Source organism: Dactylosporangium cerinum, assembly GCF_042653625.1.
GTDB classification, from domain to species: domain Bacteria; phylum Actinomycetota; class Actinomycetes; order Mycobacteriales; family Micromonosporaceae; genus Dactylosporangium; species Dactylosporangium cerinum.
In genome coordinates this window covers 300,973-319,619 of record NZ_JBHSIU010000105.1, presented here as the reverse complement: position 1 = coordinate 319,619, position 18,647 = coordinate 300,973, and the positions used below count along the sequence as shown (strand labels likewise).

General features: G+C 64.6%; 15 protein-coding genes and 2 pseudogenes. 5 read left to right on the top strand and 12 right to left on the bottom strand.

Annotated features, from left to right (window positions below; translation table 11 throughout):
- A pseudogene (locus tag ACFPIJ_RS54090) lies at positions 1-295 on the bottom strand (hypothetical protein); the annotation flags it as partial.
- A 351-nt stretch (positions 296-646) separates the two neighbouring features.
- Between ACFPIJ_RS54090 and ACFPIJ_RS54085 the strand changes: the two are divergent.
- Positions 647-937: a hypothetical protein gene (locus ACFPIJ_RS54085; RefSeq protein ID WP_380127367.1), complete on the top strand. Its 291-nt coding sequence runs from the start codon at positions 647-649 to the stop codon at positions 935-937.
- A 728-nt stretch (positions 938-1,665) separates the two neighbouring features.
- Here the strand turns inward: ACFPIJ_RS54085 and ACFPIJ_RS54080 are convergent.
- Positions 1,666-2,094, bottom strand: a complete 429-nt coding sequence (locus tag ACFPIJ_RS54080) for a pyridoxamine 5'-phosphate oxidase family protein (RefSeq protein ID WP_380127366.1) — start codon at positions 2,092-2,094, stop codon at positions 1,666-1,668.
- Positions 2,095-2,241: 147 nt separating this feature from the next.
- On the opposite strand from ACFPIJ_RS54080, the gene ACFPIJ_RS54075 reads away from it, so the two are divergent.
- Complete coding sequence (locus tag ACFPIJ_RS54075; RefSeq protein ID WP_380127365.1) at positions 2,242-2,592, top strand: hypothetical protein; 351 nt, start codon at positions 2,242-2,244, stop codon at positions 2,590-2,592.
- A gap of 119 nt (positions 2,593-2,711) precedes the next feature.
- Here the strand turns inward: ACFPIJ_RS54075 and ACFPIJ_RS54070 are convergent, their stop codons facing one another.
- The gene (locus tag ACFPIJ_RS54070) at positions 2,712-4,559 is read right to left on the bottom strand and encodes a hypothetical protein (protein WP_380127364.1); all 1,848 of its coding nucleotides are present in this window, start codon (positions 4,557-4,559) and stop codon (positions 2,712-2,714) included.
- Here ACFPIJ_RS54070 and ACFPIJ_RS54065 point away from each other — a divergent pair.
- Complete coding sequence (locus tag ACFPIJ_RS54065; protein WP_380127363.1) at positions 4,558-4,884, top strand: VOC family protein; 327 nt, start codon at positions 4,558-4,560, stop codon at positions 4,882-4,884. The genes ACFPIJ_RS54070 and ACFPIJ_RS54065 overlap by 2 nt on opposite strands.
- Positions 4,885-5,264: 380 nt before the next feature.
- Here ACFPIJ_RS54065 and ACFPIJ_RS54060 read toward each other — a convergent pair whose 3' ends face one another.
- The gene (locus ACFPIJ_RS54060; RefSeq protein ID WP_380127362.1) at positions 5,265-5,675 is read right to left on the bottom strand and encodes a hypothetical protein; all 411 of its coding nucleotides are present in this window, start codon (positions 5,673-5,675) and stop codon (positions 5,265-5,267) included.
- 545 nt (positions 5,676-6,220) lie between these two features.
- Positions 6,221-6,961 (bottom strand): helix-turn-helix domain-containing protein, encoded by a 741-nt coding sequence (locus tag ACFPIJ_RS54055; protein ID WP_380127361.1) that lies wholly within the window; start codon positions 6,959-6,961, stop codon positions 6,221-6,223.
- A 194-nt stretch (positions 6,962-7,155) separates the two neighbouring features.
- Between ACFPIJ_RS54055 and ACFPIJ_RS54050 the strand changes: the two genes are divergently transcribed.
- The gene (locus ACFPIJ_RS54050; protein ID WP_380127360.1) at positions 7,156-7,602 is read left to right on the top strand and encodes a hypothetical protein; all 447 of its coding nucleotides are present in this window, start codon (positions 7,156-7,158) and stop codon (positions 7,600-7,602) included.
- On the opposite strand, the gene ACFPIJ_RS54045 is transcribed toward ACFPIJ_RS54050, so the two are convergent.
- The 7 genes from ACFPIJ_RS54045 to ACFPIJ_RS54015 all read right to left on the bottom strand — a co-directional run bounded on the left by ACFPIJ_RS54045 (position 7,537) and on the right by ACFPIJ_RS54015 (position 16,261).
- Positions 7,537-8,712 carry a transposase gene (locus ACFPIJ_RS54045; RefSeq protein ID WP_380127359.1) on the bottom strand — a complete coding sequence of 392 codons (1,176 nt, stop codon included), beginning with the start codon at positions 8,710-8,712 and terminating at the stop codon, positions 7,537-7,539. The genes ACFPIJ_RS54050 and ACFPIJ_RS54045 overlap by 66 nt on opposite strands.
- 1,142 nt (positions 8,713-9,854) lie before the next feature.
- On the bottom strand, positions 9,855-11,033 hold the full coding sequence (locus ACFPIJ_RS54040) for a hypothetical protein (protein WP_380127358.1): 1,179 nt from the start codon (positions 11,031-11,033) through the stop codon (positions 9,855-9,857).
- Positions 11,033-12,316, bottom strand: a complete 1,284-nt coding sequence (locus tag ACFPIJ_RS54035) for a hypothetical protein (protein ID WP_380127357.1) — start codon at positions 12,314-12,316, stop codon at positions 11,033-11,035. Before ACFPIJ_RS54035 ends, ACFPIJ_RS54040 begins: the two co-directional genes overlap by 1 nt.
- 343 nt (positions 12,317-12,659) lie before the next feature.
- A complete protein-coding gene (locus ACFPIJ_RS54030) occupies positions 12,660-12,959 on the bottom strand; it encodes a hypothetical protein (protein WP_380127356.1) in 300 nt (99 codons plus the stop codon).
- A 182-nt stretch (positions 12,960-13,141) separates the two neighbouring features.
- The gene (locus ACFPIJ_RS54025) at positions 13,142-13,957 is read right to left on the bottom strand and encodes a hypothetical protein (RefSeq protein WP_380127354.1); all 816 of its coding nucleotides are present in this window, start codon (positions 13,955-13,957) and stop codon (positions 13,142-13,144) included.
- A 371-nt stretch (positions 13,958-14,328) separates the two neighbouring features.
- On the bottom strand, positions 14,329-15,474 hold the full coding sequence (locus ACFPIJ_RS54020) for an XRE family transcriptional regulator (RefSeq protein ID WP_380127353.1): 1,146 nt from the start codon (positions 15,472-15,474) through the stop codon (positions 14,329-14,331).
- Entirely contained in the window at positions 15,467-16,261 is a 795-nt protein-coding gene (locus tag ACFPIJ_RS54015) for a hypothetical protein (RefSeq protein WP_380127351.1), read from the bottom strand. The genes ACFPIJ_RS54020 and ACFPIJ_RS54015 overlap by 8 nt, the downstream gene beginning before the upstream one ends.
- 1,168 nt (positions 16,262-17,429) lie before the next feature.
- On the opposite strand from ACFPIJ_RS54015, the pseudogene ACFPIJ_RS54010 reads away from it, so the two are divergent.
- A pseudogene (locus ACFPIJ_RS54010) lies at positions 17,430-18,587 on the top strand (recombinase family protein); the annotation flags it as partial.
- Positions 18,588-18,647 lie beyond the last annotated feature (60 nt).

The window sequence follows — 18,647 nt, the reverse complement described above, 5'->3', positions numbered from 1 at the left end:
GCTGCACACCGCCGTCGAACTCCAGCACCACCGGGATGACCGGTTGCCACCTGTCTCTTGCCGGGTCCCAGCCGACCCAGCCGGCCCGCAGCCGTTGACCCACCAGCGCGAGCAGGCGAGACCGCTGGCGACGCAACTGCTCCGGCGCGGGCGCGTAGTCGGCGTTCCATCCGACATCGACTCGTTCCAGCGAGTCGTCCCAGGCCTGTTCTCCACAGCGCGGATCATACGGATTTCGCAGCTGCCGTACCGGCTCGCCGAAATCGGCATCGACCACTGCCCGGTGCACGCTCATGCCGCTGTCATCGCGTGTCCACAGATGCGGCAGTCACTGTCCGTCGCGGCTGGGCCAGCGGCGGCGTGCACGACTTTGCCGATGAGCGGACACTGCCTGGCGCGAGTCGACTCCTCGGATAGCACCCCTTGCGCCGATCTGCCTCCGGCGCAACTTCAGGACTGCTGGGCTGACCGCTCCTTGCTGACGTACAGGTCAATGACCCATGAGCGCAGGTCAACTCGACGGGCGTCGACGCGAATCGGCATCTGGTGGCGATCTTGACTTGCCTGACACACCCGGTTCTGGCGGCCAATCGAAACACCCATTCGTCGGGTAGAATCGATCTTGACTTTTCTGTATGGTCCGACCGTGGGCAGTATATCCTCGTTGATCGCGGTGGCGGCTGGGGCGCCAGTCATTGCCAGTATTGCTCTGACCGCGTGGAAGGCATGGCTGAGTCGCCGTGAAACTGTATCCATCATCGTTTCAGTCGGCGATACGCGAATCGAAGTGAGCTCCAATAGTCGCCTCAAAGTTGGCGAACTGCTGTCAGTGATAGAAAAAATTCAGAAGATCGATCAAACATCTAATGTTATCGCTAGCGACGCTGAATCGGTCCAAGTGTCCTCATCGCGTACGAGCGAGGTCGCTGATGAGTAGGGCTGGCGGACGCACGGCGGGTGAGACTGTTTCGCAGATCGCCGGGATCAGCGGGGGAACCGGGTTAATCTACCTCGGCCAACAATTAGGTGGACATTGGGGAACGACACTCACGTACTTGTCGCCCGTCCTATCCTGGGCTCTCGGATATGGGCTATTCCGATGGAATTCATGGTCGGATCAACGCACCAAGCAGAGGGCGCTACGCGATCTAGAAAAAGAGATTGAGGGCTACCTCAATACCCCCGACATTACTGAGCAGGAAAAGCAGGATCTAAGGAAAGGCTTAGCAGATCTCAAGCTACACGCAGGACGACTAGGAATTGAACGAGTCCGCCTTCTACTCAATGCACCCAGTCCGGCAGCTGCACCACGACTCGACTTTCAGACTGCCCTTTCTGGCATGTCGGAACGACGTTCAGAAAGTGCCGCTGAGGCCTCAACGAATCGTGCGGACGTCAATTAGTGAACCCACGCTGAGGGCCTGTCGGCGGCCATTCGCGTCCTTGATCAGCTGCGCGCTCATGCCGCCGATCGTGCGCGGCGGCCAGCTGTGACCGGTTGCAGTGCGTCATCGTCCGGACGGGCGCCGGAGGCTTCCTGAAATGCCGAGATTAGTGCGTTGGCCCAGCCCTGAATAAGCGCATGACGAAACCGTCTAAGAACCTATAGCCAACCGGTCACGTGCCCTTTTGACACGGTCCCTGCGGAGCAGACGGGCATGTCATTCACCATTCTGGTCCAAGGTCCGACGAAAGCCACCGCTCGGGACGCATGTAGATGATGAGTTGTGCGCCGATGTGCTTCCGCTCGAACTCCAAATACTCTTCCACCCTGGCGGCCGGGATATAGCGCTGTGCCAGTTCCCGCGACAGTTCAGGCGAACCCGGCTCGATACGCACCACTGGTCCGCGCACCGACACGTACCTGGTCGTCGGTGCGCTGCGTTCCACCATGAGGCCGAAGTGGCCCGCCCTCCGGATCGCCTGCGTCTTTCGCGCATCCGGCGCGGTGGCAATCCATACCTCACCACCCGGCTCGTACTGATACCAGATAGGAACAGTCAGTGGCGCCTGATCAGGCCGCTCGACCACCGACAGGGCGCCGACGTGCGGTTCAGCAAGAAACTCTTCGCGTTCCTCTCTCGACAATGTCATGGCCTGGATGCTACGCCCGGGGTCTGACACAAAACCTCGATCAGGCGTCGCCTGGTGAGCGGCGATGCCAGCACGGTGCACTGATCTGCCGCGAGGTGGGCCGAGGCAGTGCAATAGTCTTCAGATGGAGCTTGACCCGCGTGCCGTGTGGAACAGGGTGTGCGCAGTGGCGCCGCCAGCGGATGGGCTGGTTGGCGACCGGCATTTGTGGGCGGTGGTGATCTCTTCACCGCGATCTCTGCTGACGGCACCCGGAGTACGGTCGAGCAGCGCACAACGATGGACATCGAGCATGCCGCCATGGCATATGACTACTTCGGCTTGCCGCACCTTGGCGCCTGGGTCCGGCGGCTGCCGGAGCGGGCGTTCGTGACCGAGTACTCGGTCCTGCTACGCGAGTACATGAGCATGATCGTGGTGAACGAGCGCGAAGTTCTGTGGGAAGCGATGGAACGCAAGCTCGCAGAGCGGCCCGACGACTTCAAGCCGACCGGGTGAAACGCTACTGGTCCGACAGAACGATCTTGACATCCGCTCATGCCGCAGACATCGCGCACGGGACGAGTGAGCCAGCCGATTCGACTACCAACCGTGACCGCGAGCGTGTGTCGCTCGGGTCAGACGGAGCCAGACTTGGCCGTCTTGCAGGGGTCGGCCACGTCCGTCGTAGCCACGTTGGGGTCCGTGCGGCTGCGAAGGAGTTTCGGTAGCTGGTCGAGGGTGACGAAGTCGTGTGTACGGTCGTCGGTGAACGCTGCCGGGGTCGGCTCCCGGGTCACGAACAGCCCTCTCACGGCGAATGTCCGCGCCTGGTCGGCGGTGCCGAGCCGAGCCGCGACCTGGGCGGGATCCGCTGCGATGTCCTCGACCTTGGCCCGCAGCTTGTCCACGTGTCCGCCAGTGCGCCGATACTTGTACAGTTCGCTGCGGATACGGCGCGGCGCGAATGGAACTGCCAGGTCTTTGGCCTCCAATACCCAGATGGTCCGGGAGTGAACGGCGATGACAACTGCATCGATCTCGGCATGTACAGGAACGCCAATGGCGTCCGATGGCGTACCAGCGACGCTTTGAAGAACCCCGACGACGAACGGCAGGCCCGTTGACGCGAGAGTGCTTCGCAGGTCGGCCTCGAACCCCGCGATGGGGCGGACCCGTTGCCGACGCAGCTCAAGCGCTCCGGAAAGCGTGGCGTCGTGGACCGGGACCCGCTCGGGCCAGGTGCCCTCGAAGACGCGTTGCAGCAGCACGACCCGCGCCAGCCCGGGCGCGTTCCGAGGCACGAAGAGGGACCCGTCGGAGAGTTCGAGAATTGGACGGCTGTAGAGACGGCCGACTGACTCCCGGTACTCCAACATCTGCAGCGGCGAGGCCTGCAGGAGGTCTTGCGTCCAGATCAGATGCCGGCACGCTTCGACCACACCGTCGGGACGAGCGGCGGGCATGAGCTGGTCCATGTTGGCTCGGACGGCGTTCTCCAGACTTTCGCGGCTGGAGAACCGATATCCAGCGACGCTGCCATCCTCGGCGCCGCTGACCTCAATCAGGAATTCCTGCGCCGCTATCAGATCGACAAGTCCGTGCGCACGGTCTGCCTTCAACGCTGCATCGATGGCAGCCAGCTCGGCAGGGATCTCCGAGCCGCTTTTCAAGGACCGTACAAGCGCTTGAAGGACGGCGATGTCGCCAGCGCCCCGAAGCGGACCGTCGTCGACCATCCGCCTGACGTACGCATCCTCAAACTGAGACATCCGGAACGGACGTCGATCACTGACCTGGACATCGAAGGTGCCCCGTTTGGTCAGTCGGGCGCCAGTCACGGTGACCAGTTGGGCCGCGACCCGGTCTGCCACGGTCCGCCATCGCCAAAGTTCATGCGCCAGAATCGCGAGAGCTTCGAAATCACGCCAGCTCGGATCGAGCCGACGGCCGTCAGCTGGCTGCCTTGCGGCAAGCTCGAGGATGAGGCCGCTGGCTGCTGCATTTTCAGAATGGGCTTGCGCCTCTCGAGCTCTGGCGAGCGACTTGGGGACCGCAGTACGCGCCCTGAATTGGAGGTCTGTCCAATGCGCCATTCCCCCCGCGGCCCAGCCGACAACTTCACGGACGTCCAAGTCGTCGAGCCGATTCCGGATGTCCAGTTCCACGGCGTCCGCGATCCGACCGATCGCGGCGTCGGCGGTGTCCGCATCCCAGGGGCCGCGGCCGACACCGACGTTTCGCAGGGACACCTTCAACGAGTCGAAGACCAGATCTCGCGCGGTAGGAGGATACGACGGGCTCGGCACAAGGCAATCGTGCCGGACGATCTGCCGTCGGAAAAGGCAGTTACGGAGCTTCTGGCGACGTCGCTGCCGCCTGGAGGCTCCGCCAGGATGAGTCTCGTGACTCACGGTCGCCGGCGACGGTCCGGGCTCGTCGAATGGGGTGGCGCTGACGATCGACTGCCCAGAGTCGAACGTCATGGCGGACTTCTACGCCGCTCTGCTTGGAGGGACGGTCACCGACCGGACCGCCGGCCAGGCGAAGCTGGACACCGCCGACGGGCCCATCCCCTTCCGGGCCGCGCCGGGCTACAAGCCCTCTACCTGGCCCTCAGCCGAGGTCCCGCTCCACCAACACTTTGACTACGTGGTCGAGGACCCGCACGCCGCGGCCCAGCAACTCATCCCCCTGGGAGCCAGCCTGGCGGCGCACCAGAACACGGACGACCCCGACCTGCTGGTCATGCTCGACCCGGCCGGGCACCCGTTCTGCCTGATCCGAAGCAGCGCAGCCGGACAGTACTGACATCCTGTCTTGCCGTACGGATTGGGCTGAGCCGCCGGACTGTAGGATGCCGCGCTGTGAAGTTCTATGCCACCGTCTTCCTGCCGCCGACGCCCCAGGCCGGCATCGAGGCAGCGGAGCGTGGTGACGGCTGGCGTACCGGTTCGTAATGCGACTACTGTCTGCAGCCCGCCGGACCGCGCGGTGGCCATGGCCTACGAGGTGGCGACGTCGCCGAGGAGCGGCCGGTGTGCGTCCTGCTTGCCGCTGGCGCCCGAGAACTCGATCCCTGGTGCTATCGGTCGACTAAATCTCGGTGGTCGAGGCATCCGGACCTTGCCGCTGCCGACGCGCTCGCGGGCTGGATCAGGTTCCCGGACATGCCGCGATCAGCGCCCGCTCTACTTCTGACAACGTGATGGGATCTGGCGGGAATCCAGCGCCTCCAGCGCGTGGAGCACCAGGCGCCGCCCAGCCTCCTGGTTGCGCGGCCCATTGGAGTCGACCGGGTGCTGCAGGACCCGCCGGAGCATCACCCGGACGGGAGGCAGCACTGCGCCGAAGTGCTCAGCCAGCTCCGCTCGGACGCCCAACTCGACGTGCTCACAGCACCATGCGGCCAGTTCGTTATTGTGGAACGCGCCGGGCCGCTCCTCAAGAGCGACCACGAAGGCGAAGCCGTCCGACGGATCTGGCTGCGGTTCGAAGTCTGCCACCGCGCGGGCGAAGCCGGCGCAATTGGTTTGCGAGCCGGCGGTGGCCTGAACTCCGCGGACCGGGATACCCCAGACGAGGGTGCGGATCGTGGCCATGCGCAGGACGCTAGCAGCCAGACATCTCCTCGTCGGCTGTTGACGCTCTTGCTGCACGACGCAGTGTCATACCGACCGTGACCCAATCGAGCCTGCCGGTCGTGCAGTCGCCTGAACTCGATCAGACATCCGGATCTGCCGCCGACAACGCGCGTTCGCCCGATTGGTGTCAGAGGGGCGACTACTCATAGTTATGTCGATGGCGGCGGTGTTAGACGTGGGCGGGGCCAGTTTCGCCCGGCACAGCCAGACGTTATAGGGCCGGGTCCACACGGTGAGCAATGTTCTTTGCCATCGAGGCATGTCCCTCGCGCCAGCGAACTTTGTCCCCGTGAGGGTTTCTGCCATCGAAGTCTGTCCGCTGCGCGGTCCAGCTGTAGGTCGAGTGCGTCGCGGTCGATGTTGCGGACGGCTCGCTGGCGGCCCGTTTCGCAGGCAGTCTGGGAGACGCCTGACATCGCCGCAGCATCGAGGTTACAGCTGTCACCGGTGGTAGCGGCTGCCGGTGAGACCGGTTGACGGGCGGCGCCGGGATGCAGTGGCGTTCAGCTCAGGCCGGGGTTCGGTCGCATGTCAACGGTGTCTTCCTGCTGTTGTTGGCGGTTGTCGCGGAGGTACTGGTCGACGTCGAGGACTCGTTCGACACGGGCCAGGGTTTCATTGTCGGCGGTCGCGAGGCGGCGGACGATGCGGGCGAATCTGGTGTCGTCGCCGGGTTTCGGTGCGGCTGACTGCTCGCTGGCGCTAGGGCCGGTGATGTTCTCGTCGGCGGTGGAAAGCGCGGCGAACATCTGCGGGATCATGTCGGTGATAGTGGTGGCGAGCCGGGACGCGCTAGCGAGGGCTCCGGTTTCGGGATCGGCCAGTTGTTTGGAGGCTTCGGGACCCAGGTCACGCATGGTGCTGGCGAGGCGGTAGGCGGCCGCGACCGGGCCGGCGTCGGGCCGGTGGTTCTGGCCTTTTACCTTCGCGGTGAACGTGAACGCAACGGTGTGTTCAGTGCCGGGTTCGCGGATGATCAGGTCGGCAGGGCCCGAGGTGGGCCATTGGATCCGGTCTTGATCAAAGCAGTCGAGCAGGGTACGGGCTGTCCGCATGGAAGGTGCTTGCACGCCTCGTTCGATACCGCGGACGAAGGATGGGTTGACGCCGGCTTGACCGGCGAGTTGCGTCGGGGTTAGTTCGGCGCGTTGCCGCAGCGCGGTCAGGAGTTGCCCAAATCGCTGGTTGCCCGGGGTGCGGGCAGCGATATGCAGGGGACTGTCGCGACTGCCGGCCTCACTCATACACTTGATGCTACACGACCGTTCTCCTCCTCCTGTTGCGAAATTGAGGTAGGGCGTGCCATCCTTTCGGCACCACGACCCAGCACACCCGGCACCGCTGCCTCCACCCATCGCGCTATGCGCACACCGGCCGTAAACATCGGTGCGGCACCGTCTGGACGCCCACAGCACCCTCGCATCCGAAGGACTCCACCATGCCCGTCAAGGGACTGCTCTACCTTGCCGCCGCCGGCGCCGCAGGCCTCGGCGGCATCTGGGGCGCCACCCTGTTGAAGCGGACCGCCGACGCCAAGATCGCCGAGCGGCCCTCGGACACCCCAGCAGGAGCTACAACGAACCCGCCACCGACGGTGATGCTGTACCTGGCCGTTGCCGGCGCACTCCGGGTAGGTGGACCCTTCGCCGCCATCTTCTTCCTTCTGCGAGCCGGCCAGGAACTCGCCACCGACCTGCGGCTGCACGACCTCGAGAACGAAACACGGATTCTGCAGGCCCGCATCAGCATGGAGCACCTCCGCCAGCAGGCCAGCGACCTCGGCATCAACCCCGACCTGGCCGCACGCGGCTATCAGGACCTACGCGACGGCTTGTTCTCCCTCGACAAAATCACCCCGTTCCTGAAACTGGCTGGCATCGCCTGACCCGGATTTCAGCACCACAACCTGCCGATCTTCACCCGCGAGATGACCGCACCCCGGCTGACGCGGCTGTCTCGCACGGTGAGGGCACATGCCCTGCTCGACGATGAGCCAGCCCAAGCCGCCGGGTGCTGCACTGAAGCCGGCCGGGCGGAGCGGCTGCAGGTATCTGCGCAGGGTCTGCACGCTGCCGCGGTAGCCGCGCCCGCGGAGTTCGCCGTGCAGTGTCGCGGTGTCGGTGCAGCCGTCATTCCACCGCTGGTGGAGATAGGTTTTGTAACCGTCGAGGAGGGTCTCCCGGCGGGTGTTCGCCAGGAGGTCGTCGATGCTGGCGGCGTCGGCGAACCGGCGGACGGTCTGCGGGTCCAGGCCGAGCCGGCGGCCTACCTCGCGGCGGGAGGCGCCGTCGGCGAGGAGTTGCTGGATCTGGGTGTAGCGTTCCCGGGTGCGAGTGACAAGCCGGATCTCTTTGCCTGGCAACACTTTGAACTGTAGAGGCTCGGCCGCATGCTCAGGTTTCGGTGGCGTGACGGCCTTGGCGGGCGGCTCGTGCAGGCTGGCGCGGTGGGCGACGACGATGGCCTCGACGGCTTCGCCGAGGTTGCGCCAGACATGCCACCGATCAGCGACCTGGATCGCGTTCGGCGCCCCGGTGCGGGCGCCGTCGGCGTAGGCGCCAGCCCGGTCTCGGCAGATGATCTCGGTGCCGGGGTGCGCTTGCAGCCAGGCGGCGAGCGTGTCCGCTTCCCGGTCGGGAAGCACGTCGACCGGCCGGTGTGTCTCCATATCGAGCAAAATCGTTGCGTACACCTGGCCTCGTCGTAGGGCGAAGTCGTCGACGCCGAGGACGCGAGGCGCCACGGTGAGCGCCTGTTCCGGTTCGTTGCGCAGTAGCCGCGGCAGGGTGCTGCGAGACACGTCCATGGTGGGCCTGGCCGCGAGGCGGACGCCGGCGCGGCCCGCCAGGGCGGCGCCGATGCCGTGCAGCAGGTGCTGCAGTGGCTGGCTGCGCCGCTGGCGGCGGATAGTCGGGCCGGGGTCTGCTCGACGAACGTCCGGGTTGGACAGGTGGTGGCGCGGCAGTTGAACCGGCGCACGTGCAGCAGTAGCCACACCGGCCGCCCTCCGACTGGTGTGTCCGTCAGCCGCCGCTGGTAGCGGCTGCGCACCGAGGTGGACACTGTCGCGCAGCCCGGGCACACCGCGTCTGCCGCGCGGGCCCGGGCGGACAGGACGGTGCCCTCAGTGCTGCAATCGACCCGCTCCACGACGACGCCGACCAGGTGCGGCAGGACGAACCCGGCAACTGTTGGATCATGCACCGCGACATGATCGCGGCTGACGGATCCTCCGCAAAGCGTTGCTGGTCAACCGCTATAGCCGGCGGAACCGGCTGCTGTCCGGCACCCGGTCCCTCGAAAGTCCTGGTCCACGACAAGTCGCTGCGACATTTCACCGCCGCGCCACGGTTCCTGCGACAGAACCGAATTACGTGAGCGCCGACACCCCGGACGGCGAACGATCACCCGCGGCCCATAGCGAGCGGCAACCAGAGAAGATTGCGGTGAGCGAATTGTGGCCTGCCAGGTCGGGGGCTATACAGCGGCGTACTCGATCTGGCAGATCGGGATGCGGGTACCTCCGAGGCGGGTGCGGACGAGTCAGCCGCAGGACCGCGCCCGCGCTCCGAGGCCGTCGGCCCGCACTCCCGCGAACCGCTGCGCCGCCGACCCGTATCGGCACACCGGTCTCCGGTGCAGGGCCGGCCCTGCACCGGTACCAACCGCCGCGGCGAGTGGCATGTACGGATCTGAGGGTGCCCGATGTGGCAACGTATCGGGGCTACCGACGGCGCGGCCCGGTGCCCGTTCATCGGGTTAAACGCGAGGATGCCCAGGCAGTGCAGCCGGGACATCCTCGATCGTCTATTTAAACGCGAAAGTGGCCTCCACGATCAGCGATCGGCCGGTCGCGCTGCGCGTTTGCAGTTCTGTCACGTGCCCCCGGCTAGAGACAAACCTGCATGACTTGACCGTGACGCTGTCAGGTTTAAGCTGCGCCAATGCGCCGCTTGGCCTCGTGTTCGAGCTGCCAACGCGGTTGCAGCTTGGGGGTTCCGAACGGGGCTTCGTGCGCCGGCCTGCTCACGCGTCCGTCCGCTGATCGATCGCTGCCTCGCAGGAAAGCGTCCACGAGCGCCATGATGACAGCGCTGATGCCCAGGGCCGTTGCTGAAGAAGTAATCGGCCATGGACTCAGGCCAACTTGCCGGAGACTGGCTGAAGGCCACGCTCGGGCAAGCCCCAGACTGAAACGCAGAAGCGCTCCACAAGGTTTGCGGCGTCGATAACCTGCTGATCTGCGCCCGCCCATCGCGTGCCAGCTTTGCCGCCGTTTCGAGTACTGCCGAGGCGGCCGGCAGCGCGAAGATCGAGCAATTGCAGTATGTGCATCGCCAAGTCAGCCCGTTCCTGCATTCGGGAAGATAGGTCCATGAACGCTTCTGCCCATTCGGGTACCCGCAGCAGTTCGTGCTGTAGCTGGGGAATGCGGCGGCTGATACGGGCGGCGCCTGTCGCGGCGGTGTACTCATCGTGGAGACCTTCCACGAAGTCATGGGTCATAGCATCAACCTGCGCCAACAGGCGACGCAAACCATCGGGCTGACCGAGGCCACTGGAGAACTGCCCGGTTGCAAACTCTTGGAATTCTGCTGGCTCGTACTGTCCACGCCAGTTGGTGACCTCCAGCGTCGACAGTGCCGTCAATGTCACGACCTCGCTGCATGCGAGAACGAGCGCAGTGGGATCGACGTCGGAGTGATTTTCGTGGAGTAGGTCGGCGAGGGTTCGGAGCTGCTTGATGCGAGTGAACTCGTCAGTAAACCAGAAGGTGCCAAACAAAAACCTGCCGGCGCGGCGCAACGGGTCACTAGAGGTCAGGTGCTCCCGCGCTGGCTTGACGACACGTTCACCAAGATCGGGATCTGCGAAACCAATCCATTCCATGTCGCCGATTCCGAGCGCCTTTTCCGCAGCGGCCACCGCGGCCTCGTCCAGGATATTGACACGGACGCGTCGAGCGACCGGGCGGACTCGGGGGTCAACCCGGACTTTTGCGAACGTCGCTTCGTCGACCCCGGTGTAGGCCGCCATGCCACGCATCCACATCACGCGTTCGACTTCCTTGGCGCCTGTGCCGCTCTTGGCCTCGATGATCTCGGTACGGCGTCGCAACCTCGCGTCGAAGCTGGTGGATAGCACATCGAGCTCCGCAAGATTGTTGCTCTGGAGACCTAGACCGTCTGGCCAAACGTAGATAGATCGTCGGACGAAAAAGCCCTGCATAAATCGGAGTCTGGCCAGCCGATATTCCCAGAGGGCGCCGGCATCGTTGGCCTCACGGCCGCCGCGGGCGCGTCGGGGTTGGCTCATCACAACCACGATCCATTCTGAACCGACTCTCGAATTGCCGCCAGGTGCTTGCGTTCCAAAACCGCGCTTGCCCCAGCAGAGTCCGCCAGGCGGAGCCGCATTGCCTCGGGTGAAGTGTAGTCGCGCTGGTCTACCAACGTCCGATCTCCGGAGCCAATTCCGTTGCCCAATCGACCTTGCGCTAGCGCATCCCGCGCAGCGGTGACGATGTCTTGCTTGACGACCTCAAATCGAGCACGACTGCCGGTCGTGGGTACGGTTCGCAGGATGCCATACTTCTCGACCAAGATGTAGTCCCGACCAATCGGTGTTGCGTTCCCCGCCGTGCCAGTATTGACAAGCTTGTTCATGAACGCCAAAGGGGCATCGAGACGGAAGTCTTCCGAGTAGCGGACCCCATACTGAATGGACGCCACCAGTAGCTTGACCTGGTCGGAGATACCAGCTAGTTCAGGGTTCACACGCCCGGCGCCCAGGCCGTCAAATTGGGCAGAAAAGGTGAATGTCTTTTCGCGTCCAGACATGGTCTCGATCTTAATTCCGTCCACAAGTCCGACGCGTGTTGCCATCTCGACCAGGTGCTGCGGCGCTGCCGTAAGCGCCTCGGCGGGAGTGCCCTGGGCCTGTCCGATTTCTTCCATCAAAGCAAGCAGATCGTTGGTGTCGCGGTCGCGAAGACCAGCAAGAACCGCCTGCACTCGATCGATCTTGTGCGCCCACAGATACTCGTTGTAAAGCAACGGCTTATTGAAATCCGGAACGTCCCGCTGTTGTGCAAGCCCGAAACTACTGGCGAGGGCAATGGCTTCGCGTGCATCTTCTTCAATGAAGCCGTCACGAATGATTCGCTCGACTGTTTGATCAACATCCAGCGGCAGGCGGCTGAGTAGATCCATCAACGGAATCAGCGCACGTTCGGCCTGCTCGGGGAGGCGTTGCTCAAATCGAGTTGCCGCGTAGCGAAAGACAGCATCCTCGGAGAAGATCTGCTCCGTCACGGACACTACCCGACCGCTTCCATCGACCTCTACCCCGAGTAGGCCCGCATCAGCCTGGGCGCGGAGGATGTCGGGGAGCTCCTGCACTGGGATGCCGCATTCGCGCGCGAATGCCTTCACCTTGGCCCCCGAGATGCGACCCTGCCGTCGCAGGCGCATCAGCAGGTCGGCCTCTTGTGATGTGCGTAGCGTTGCATAGACATACGTGGACCTATCGTCCTGCTGGAACCGGATGACGTGCTTGCCGATCGCGCACAGCCACCGCCCCCGCGCCTCTTCATCCATCGCTTCCTACCAGTAGTCGCATCCGGCCGGATCGTCTGCTGCGAGCCATGACTCGCCAAGACGCTTCGTCTTACCGCCCCGTCAATGCCGTTGGTCCTGGCAACATGCCGAACCGAGTATCGCAAGTTACCTCATCCGGCAATAGCGGGTTTCCGTCCCGAGCGGGGCATAGCTGGGAGGCAAACGGAGGTTTGCGCCTGGCCTCGCTGGTGGGCCGGATCAGCTAGGCCGGTTCAGAGGTCCTGTGAGTGGCGGGCGGCTGAGCGCCGCGATCCCTACCAGCCGACGTAGCGCAGTTGTGCTTCGGCCTGCGGGGCTCTATCCCGGCAGCTGGCCGCGAACCTCAGCGATCCGAGCCCCGCAGGTTTTCCGCGAAGCTGTTGAAGCCATCAAGAAGCCTGTGCCGTGGATCGTCCGCTTGCACGCCGGCGACGGCAACGGCTACCTCGTCGCGTCTGGCCTCGGCCGCGACCAGGGCGAGCCCGAGTTCCTTCAGTTGCTCGGCGAGCGGCGATGCTGCGAACGCCCGCCCGAGATCCTCGGCGCATGCGCTGGCTACGGGGCTGTCGAGCCAGCCCTCGACCATCTCAAGGTCATTGATGTCGAACGCCGCAGGGTCACCGTCCGGATCGTATTTAGCCATTCGGACATCTTGTCACGAGGCTGTCGGCCTCGTCGGAGGGAGCGCGGTGCTAGGTCCTCCGTGGATTGCGGGGCGGCACGGCACCGAGGTGGGCCGGCTGACGGCCTCCAGCCGATCCGCCTGACCGTCGAGACGAATCTCAGGAGTTGCTGATGACGGGGCCATCCGGGGCGGTTGCCGCGTCACGCCACGACTCGCAACAGGGCTCCGGTCATGGCGATCAATGTCTCGACCTCCGCCCGACTGTACTTGTAGTCCTTGGTGCCTGGGTCCACATGCATGGCCCCGCTGGCCTGGTCCTCCATCGCCGCCCGGATCAGGGCCCACCGCTCGTCGGCGGTGATGTCGCCCTTGTCCTTCTTGCCTGGCCAGTTCCAGCCGCTCGTCTTCTTGATGGTCTCTAGTGCCTTACGCACCTGGAGCATTGCAGAGTCGATCTCGCTGCCGCCAAGCAGCCGTTGCGCCTCGCGGAGGAAGTCGGCGACAACTCTGCGCGGCTCGTCGTCGGCGGGAAAGGGGATCAGCATCTCCGCCCCGAGCGTGCGGCCGAGCCCAGCAAGTTGCTGACGCCACCTGCTCTCGGCGATGCCCAGGTGCTCGGTGATCTCAGGTGCCCCAGGAAAGCCGGACGACTGCGGTAGGACGCCTCGCACTTGAAGTTCCAGGCGAAGGTCACCGGTGCGGTGCTGCTCCAATGCCAGCAGTTGGGCGTTGGTGATGAGGTACTGAAGCGTCGGCCGGCGGACCTCACCGGTCGTGTTGAACGGGACGGATACGTTCGCCGAATCGAGCGGTGCACGCGGTCCGGTTTCCTGCGGGGCGTAGAGGGTCGTCTCCAGGCACAGCAGCCGTCCAGCCTCCGCACCGACCTGCGGGATGCCGACCTCCAGTTGGAGTTGGAAGTAGTGGGTGCCCATCCCCTTGAAGATCCAAATGCTATCCGGGGCGACACTAACGGTGTACGTCCCGAGGGCTGCCTCAAACCTGAGCTGATCCATGCGATGCCTCCCTAGTTGCCAGCATCCACTGTGGACCATTAGGCGACCTATAGCGACCAGGTTTGGCCACAGTGCACGGCCACGCCATGTGAGACGTCAGCACTTGCCTTCTATCGTGTACGGCGGTGACTGCGAGTACGGCTTGACTAACTGCGCCGGCGCCGCGAGGCGGTGCGTCGCGAGAACTGAGGGCCGGAGCGGGCGCGGCCCCGACATCCCGAAGCCACGGCCGGCCGGAACCAGGCACTGACTAAGGAACGGGGGACGCCTCCACGCCGAGTCGAGGCGTCCTCGTGTTCGCGTAGGGCGGCGCAGTTCCTTTAGTGCTCCTGCTAGCCGAGCGCCGGAACCGTCTCAACACAGGCTATGAACTAGACCAAACGTAGCGAAGGGCGGGGGTCTGGTTGACCGAGTAGCTGGCGGACGCGTCGGTGTGGCCAAGCCAGCTCAGCAGCAAGCGTCTTTAGTTCGAGCCCGTGCTGTTCGGCGAGTTCGAAGGCGCTCAGCAAAAGGACAGGAGTCTCCCCCTGAAACTTTGTAATTGGCTCCGGGCGCAACAAGCCAGAATCCGTTGCTTGCTGCAACCGTACGTACGACCGCCGGGCAGACGCGTCGGAAATTATTCCCAGTTCCCTGCAGCGCCGAACCAATGACTTTACCGACACGCCCCAGCGCCGACTGACCTCGTCGAGCGCCTGTAGACGAAACCGGACCGGGAGTTCGTCTGCGATCTCGGCCGCTGGTGCGAGCAGCTCGGCGGCGAACCGGTCTGCCTCTTTTTCCTGTTCAAGATCGCCTGGAATGACGTTGCGGTGTAGGAGGAGATGTCCAAGTTCGTGACACGCTGTAAACCGGTGCCGATAAACATCATTTGCGCGATCTGGCGTCAGAATGACAAGGGGGCGTGGGAAAATGGAGGTCGAGAACGCGTCGACTCGGGCTACGTCCTCGTCCATTGACACGAGCGAAACGACCACGCCATGAATCTCAAGCGTGCGCACGGCATGACGAAATGGCCCGGCTCCGATCCCCCAAAACTTGCGGACCTCTCTCGCTGCGGACTCCGGTCCAATAGGCCGTGAGCTGTTCTCGGATCCAATAACCGGTAGGTTCACAGGCGGGAGTTCGATGTGCCGTTCGAGCGCATTCGTTAGTTCCCAGACCTGTTCCGCGACCTCCATCGCTTTGGCGCGCTGGCCGACCCGCGTACTGCGGAGGCTTCGAAAATGAGCCATGGACGCGTCGATCCTGACGTATGGCCTGCCCTTGGCGAAGAAGGCCAAGGGATAGCCCAAGACCTCTGCCAGACGCTTCAGGTGATCGGGGCGTGGAGCAGTAATCCCCGCCTCGTACTGTCCAACGGCTGCCGCCGAAACCCCGAGATCTTCGGCCAGTTCATGTTTTGTCTTGCCAGCAAGCACGCGCGCCTGCGTCAGCCGGACCGGATCGAACAGGTCGGCGACAGTCGCGGCGGCCGGCGACTCGAACAGCGAGGGCTGACGGAACCGCCTATTCATGAGTGCCGGTGGGGCCGGGCGGCGTCGAGTCGTCTCCGGGCGAGCCGCTTTCAAGCGGGGAACGGGGGCGCAGCTTCGGACGCTCCAGCGGGCCCGAGTCGAACGTAGGTCCGTCGTCGCGGGTCGTCGTGTCACGGACGAAGGCCGTGTCGACGGACGACAACTCGATCGGCTCGCAGTACGCCCAATCCAACAGGTCGCCCGGTCCGAGCCGCGCATAGCCGAAGTGCGCGTTGAGGAGCGCATCCGGATTGCTCGCGAAGGCGAGGACGGCCACCAGGCCACCGGTTGTCGCCAGCGCCCGAATGTCGGCACCGTACTCATTGAACTGTTGCTGCTGCTCCTCGGGCAGCTCCGCGATGACCGCGTCGCCAAGACCGATTTCACCGAGGGGCAGCTCCGCGGGAAGGCTCGGAGGCTCGAACAGGGACCGGCGAGTGTCAGAAACGGGCTTGCCGAAGGGCACGGTCTTGAGGTCGGTCTTCCCGTCCCGCGCGTAGCGCCACGGGATAATCGGCACCCCGCTGACCACGGGCAGGAAGTACCGGCCCCTCTTCGGCCGATGGCGCTGCACCCCAGCAACCCCGCTCAGGCCGTCGACGACCGCCTTCGGCATACCGAGCCAGATGAGGCCGTACGGGCTAGCGTCCGCCAGCCCGCTCTGCTGCTGATACGCGACGTACCGTCCATGCGTCGCCACCAGGAGATTAGGAAGGGTCTCGCGGACGTACGGGCCGGGCTCACCCAGCACCTCCCGCGACCATGCGAGCGCTTCAGCGTCGACCATCTAGAACAGCCCCCTGCTTCAGGTGATGCCAACAAGGTAGCACGCCGACTTCAGAAAATCTCGCGATTCGCGCACTTTTGCGGCCCGGGGCCCTCGGTCGAGCCGGAGATGTTGAGTCACGTCGAGGCTGGAGGGCCCCGAACAGGGGTAATGCCGGGCGTTGGACTGAACGCGAGGATGCCCCGGGCGAATCGCCCGGGGCATCCTCGATAACCTACAGCGCGAGCTGGCATCCACGGTCAGTGACTGAATGAACGCGCCACGCATTTGCAGTTCTGTGACGCAGCCCGGGCAGGGTTCGAACCTGCGCCAGCGGTTTTGCGCGGCTGCACCGTTACGTAACTGACGCAACTGGGCGTCCGGTGTCGCCTGATGTCGCCTAGTAGCGGCACGTTCCGCCGGTTGCGGATCACACGCGGATCACACGAGTGTCTATTGTGGACAGCCAACAGGCCACGATCCTAGGGCGTTGTCCCTGGTCGTGGCCTGTTTCGTGCTGTACGCCGCGTAGGACTTGAACCTACAACCCGCAGTTAAGAGTCTGCTGCTTCTTCCCCAGGACGCCGGCGAGTGCGACTCCTTGCCGCGTCGGTGGGCCGGGCCGGACGTTCCGCCCTTCGATGGGGACGTCGCGGCACCGGCTCGCTGGTACCAAGCGCCGCTGCGTGACCTGCCAGTTCAGCGTGACTACTGCGTCGCATGGGCGGTGCGGTGCCACCGCAAGTTTGAACGATCTTCTCCGGCGTTGATCGGAGTATCGGATCTGCCCAAGGCCGGGATGCACAAGCATCCCGGCCTTCGTCATGTCTTCAACAAGGAGCCCTCGTGCCATACCAACCCTCAACATCAACTTCGACGCGACGCGGCACCCTGCGTCCACGCCGCATGTGCTCATCACGACCGGCTCGTCGGGCGTCTGCCCGCTGTTGCGCGCTGGCCCGTTCACGGGAGCGCGATTGAGTGATCCCCGACGACTTGACGCCCGTCGCCAAGGCACGCGTTCATCGGATGGTGCTCTGCCCGCGTCCCCGGCAGCCGTTGCCGTTCCCCGGGTAGTGGTGCCCGAGGAAGGACCGCAACTGACGCCGGAAGCCGCTCGAGCGCTGCTCCGACTGCTTCTCGCCGCCCGCCACGACCAGGTAGTCAACACAGAAAGCGCAGAGACACCGTGACGCAGGAACTCCCACAACTCCCCGCAGGTACCGATGCGATCACCTTCGCGTTCTACGGTCGGGTCTCCACAGAGGACAACCAGGATCCCGAGTCGTCGCACGGCTGGCAACTCAGCCGAGCGCAAGCGCTCATCCACCCGCGTGGCGGCCGGATCGTTGCAGAGTTCTTCGACGTCGGCGAAAGCCGCTCCATGCCCTGGCAACGCCGCCGCCACGCGAACCGCCTCCTCGCTGCGCTCCGCAACCCCAACCGCGGCTTCGACGCCGTCGTCATCGGCGAGCCGCACCGCGCGTTCTACGGCAACCAGTTCGGTCTCACCCTGCCCCTGTTCGTCCATTACGGCGTGCAGCTCTGGGTCCCGGAGATCGGCGGGCCGATCGACCCGGACAACGAAGCCCACGAACTGGTCATGTCGGTGTTCGGTGGCATGAGCAAAGGCGAACGGAACCGGATCAAGCTGCGGGTGCGGACCGCGATGGCGAGCCAGACCAAACTGGAAGGAAGGTTCCTCGGCGGCCGCCCGCCGTATGGCTACACCCTGGAAACGCTGGGACCACATCCCAACCCGGCCAAAGCAGCCGACGGCCGCCACCTGCACGGACTGATCCCGCATGAACACACCGCGCCGATCGTGCAACGCATCTTCCAGGAGTTCCTCGACGGATACGGCCTGTTCGCCATCGCCGAACGACTCACCACCGACGACATCCCCAGCCCGTCAGCACAGGACCCGGCCCGTAACCGGCACCGCACCGGCATCGCCTGGTCCAAGAGTGCCGTCCGGGCCATCCTCACCAATCCGCGTTACACCGGCCAGCAGGTCTGGAACCGGCAACGATCCCATGAAGTCCTGCTCGACGTCGACGACGTCGCCCTCGGTCACACCAGGGTCATGCGCTGGAACACCGAGGCCCAGTGGGTCCGGTCCGACCGGCCCGCCCACATCCCGATCATCGACGACGAGACGTTCGAACTCGCCCAGGAACTGCTCACCCGCCGCCGTACCGTCAAAGGCACCGCCCACCGCCAACACCGCACCCGCCATCCGTACGTGTTCCGCGGCGTCGTGCACTGCGGCGTCTGCCAACGCCGCATGCAGGGCCAGTACTCCAACGGCGTCGCCTACTACCGATGCCGCTACCCACAGGAATACGCCCTGGCCAACCAGATCGAGCACCCCCGCAACGTCTACCTCCGCGAAGACGCCCTCGTC

Coding starts and splice junctions, on each gene's coding strand:
- ACFPIJ_RS54050 (WP_380127360.1), top strand. CDS start 7,156: ATGCCCGTCAAGGGACTGCTCTACCTTGCCGCCGCCGGCGCCGCAGGC.
- ACFPIJ_RS54015 (WP_380127351.1), bottom strand. CDS start 16,261: ATGGTCGACGCTGAAGCGCTCGCATGGTCGCGGGAGGTGCTGGGTGAG.
- ACFPIJ_RS54035 (WP_380127357.1), bottom strand. CDS start 12,316: ATGGATGAAGAGGCGCGGGGGCGGTGGCTGTGCGCGATCGGCAAGCAC.
- ACFPIJ_RS54060 (WP_380127362.1), bottom strand. CDS start 5,675: ATGGCCACGATCCGCACCCTCGTCTGGGGTATCCCGGTCCGCGGAGTT.
- ACFPIJ_RS54080 (WP_380127366.1), bottom strand. CDS start 2,094: ATGACATTGTCGAGAGAGGAACGCGAAGAGTTTCTTGCTGAACCGCAC.
- ACFPIJ_RS54070 (WP_380127364.1), bottom strand. CDS start 4,559: ATGACGTTCGACTCTGGGCAGTCGATCGTCAGCGCCACCCCATTCGAC.
- ACFPIJ_RS54055 (WP_380127361.1), bottom strand. CDS start 6,961: ATGAGTGAGGCCGGCAGTCGCGACAGTCCCCTGCATATCGCTGCCCGC.
- ACFPIJ_RS54030 (WP_380127356.1), bottom strand. CDS start 12,959: ATGGCTAAATACGATCCGGACGGTGACCCTGCGGCGTTCGACATCAAT.
- ACFPIJ_RS54025 (WP_380127354.1), bottom strand. CDS start 13,957: ATGGATCAGCTCAGGTTTGAGGCAGCCCTCGGGACGTACACCGTTAGT.
- ACFPIJ_RS54020 (WP_380127353.1), bottom strand. CDS start 15,474: ATGAATAGGCGGTTCCGTCAGCCCTCGCTGTTCGAGTCGCCGGCCGCC.
- ACFPIJ_RS54040 (WP_380127358.1), bottom strand. CDS start 11,033: ATGAGCCAACCCCGACGCGCCCGCGGCGGCCGTGAGGCCAACGATGCC.
- ACFPIJ_RS54065 (WP_380127363.1), top strand. CDS start 4,558: ATGGCGGACTTCTACGCCGCTCTGCTTGGAGGGACGGTCACCGACCGG.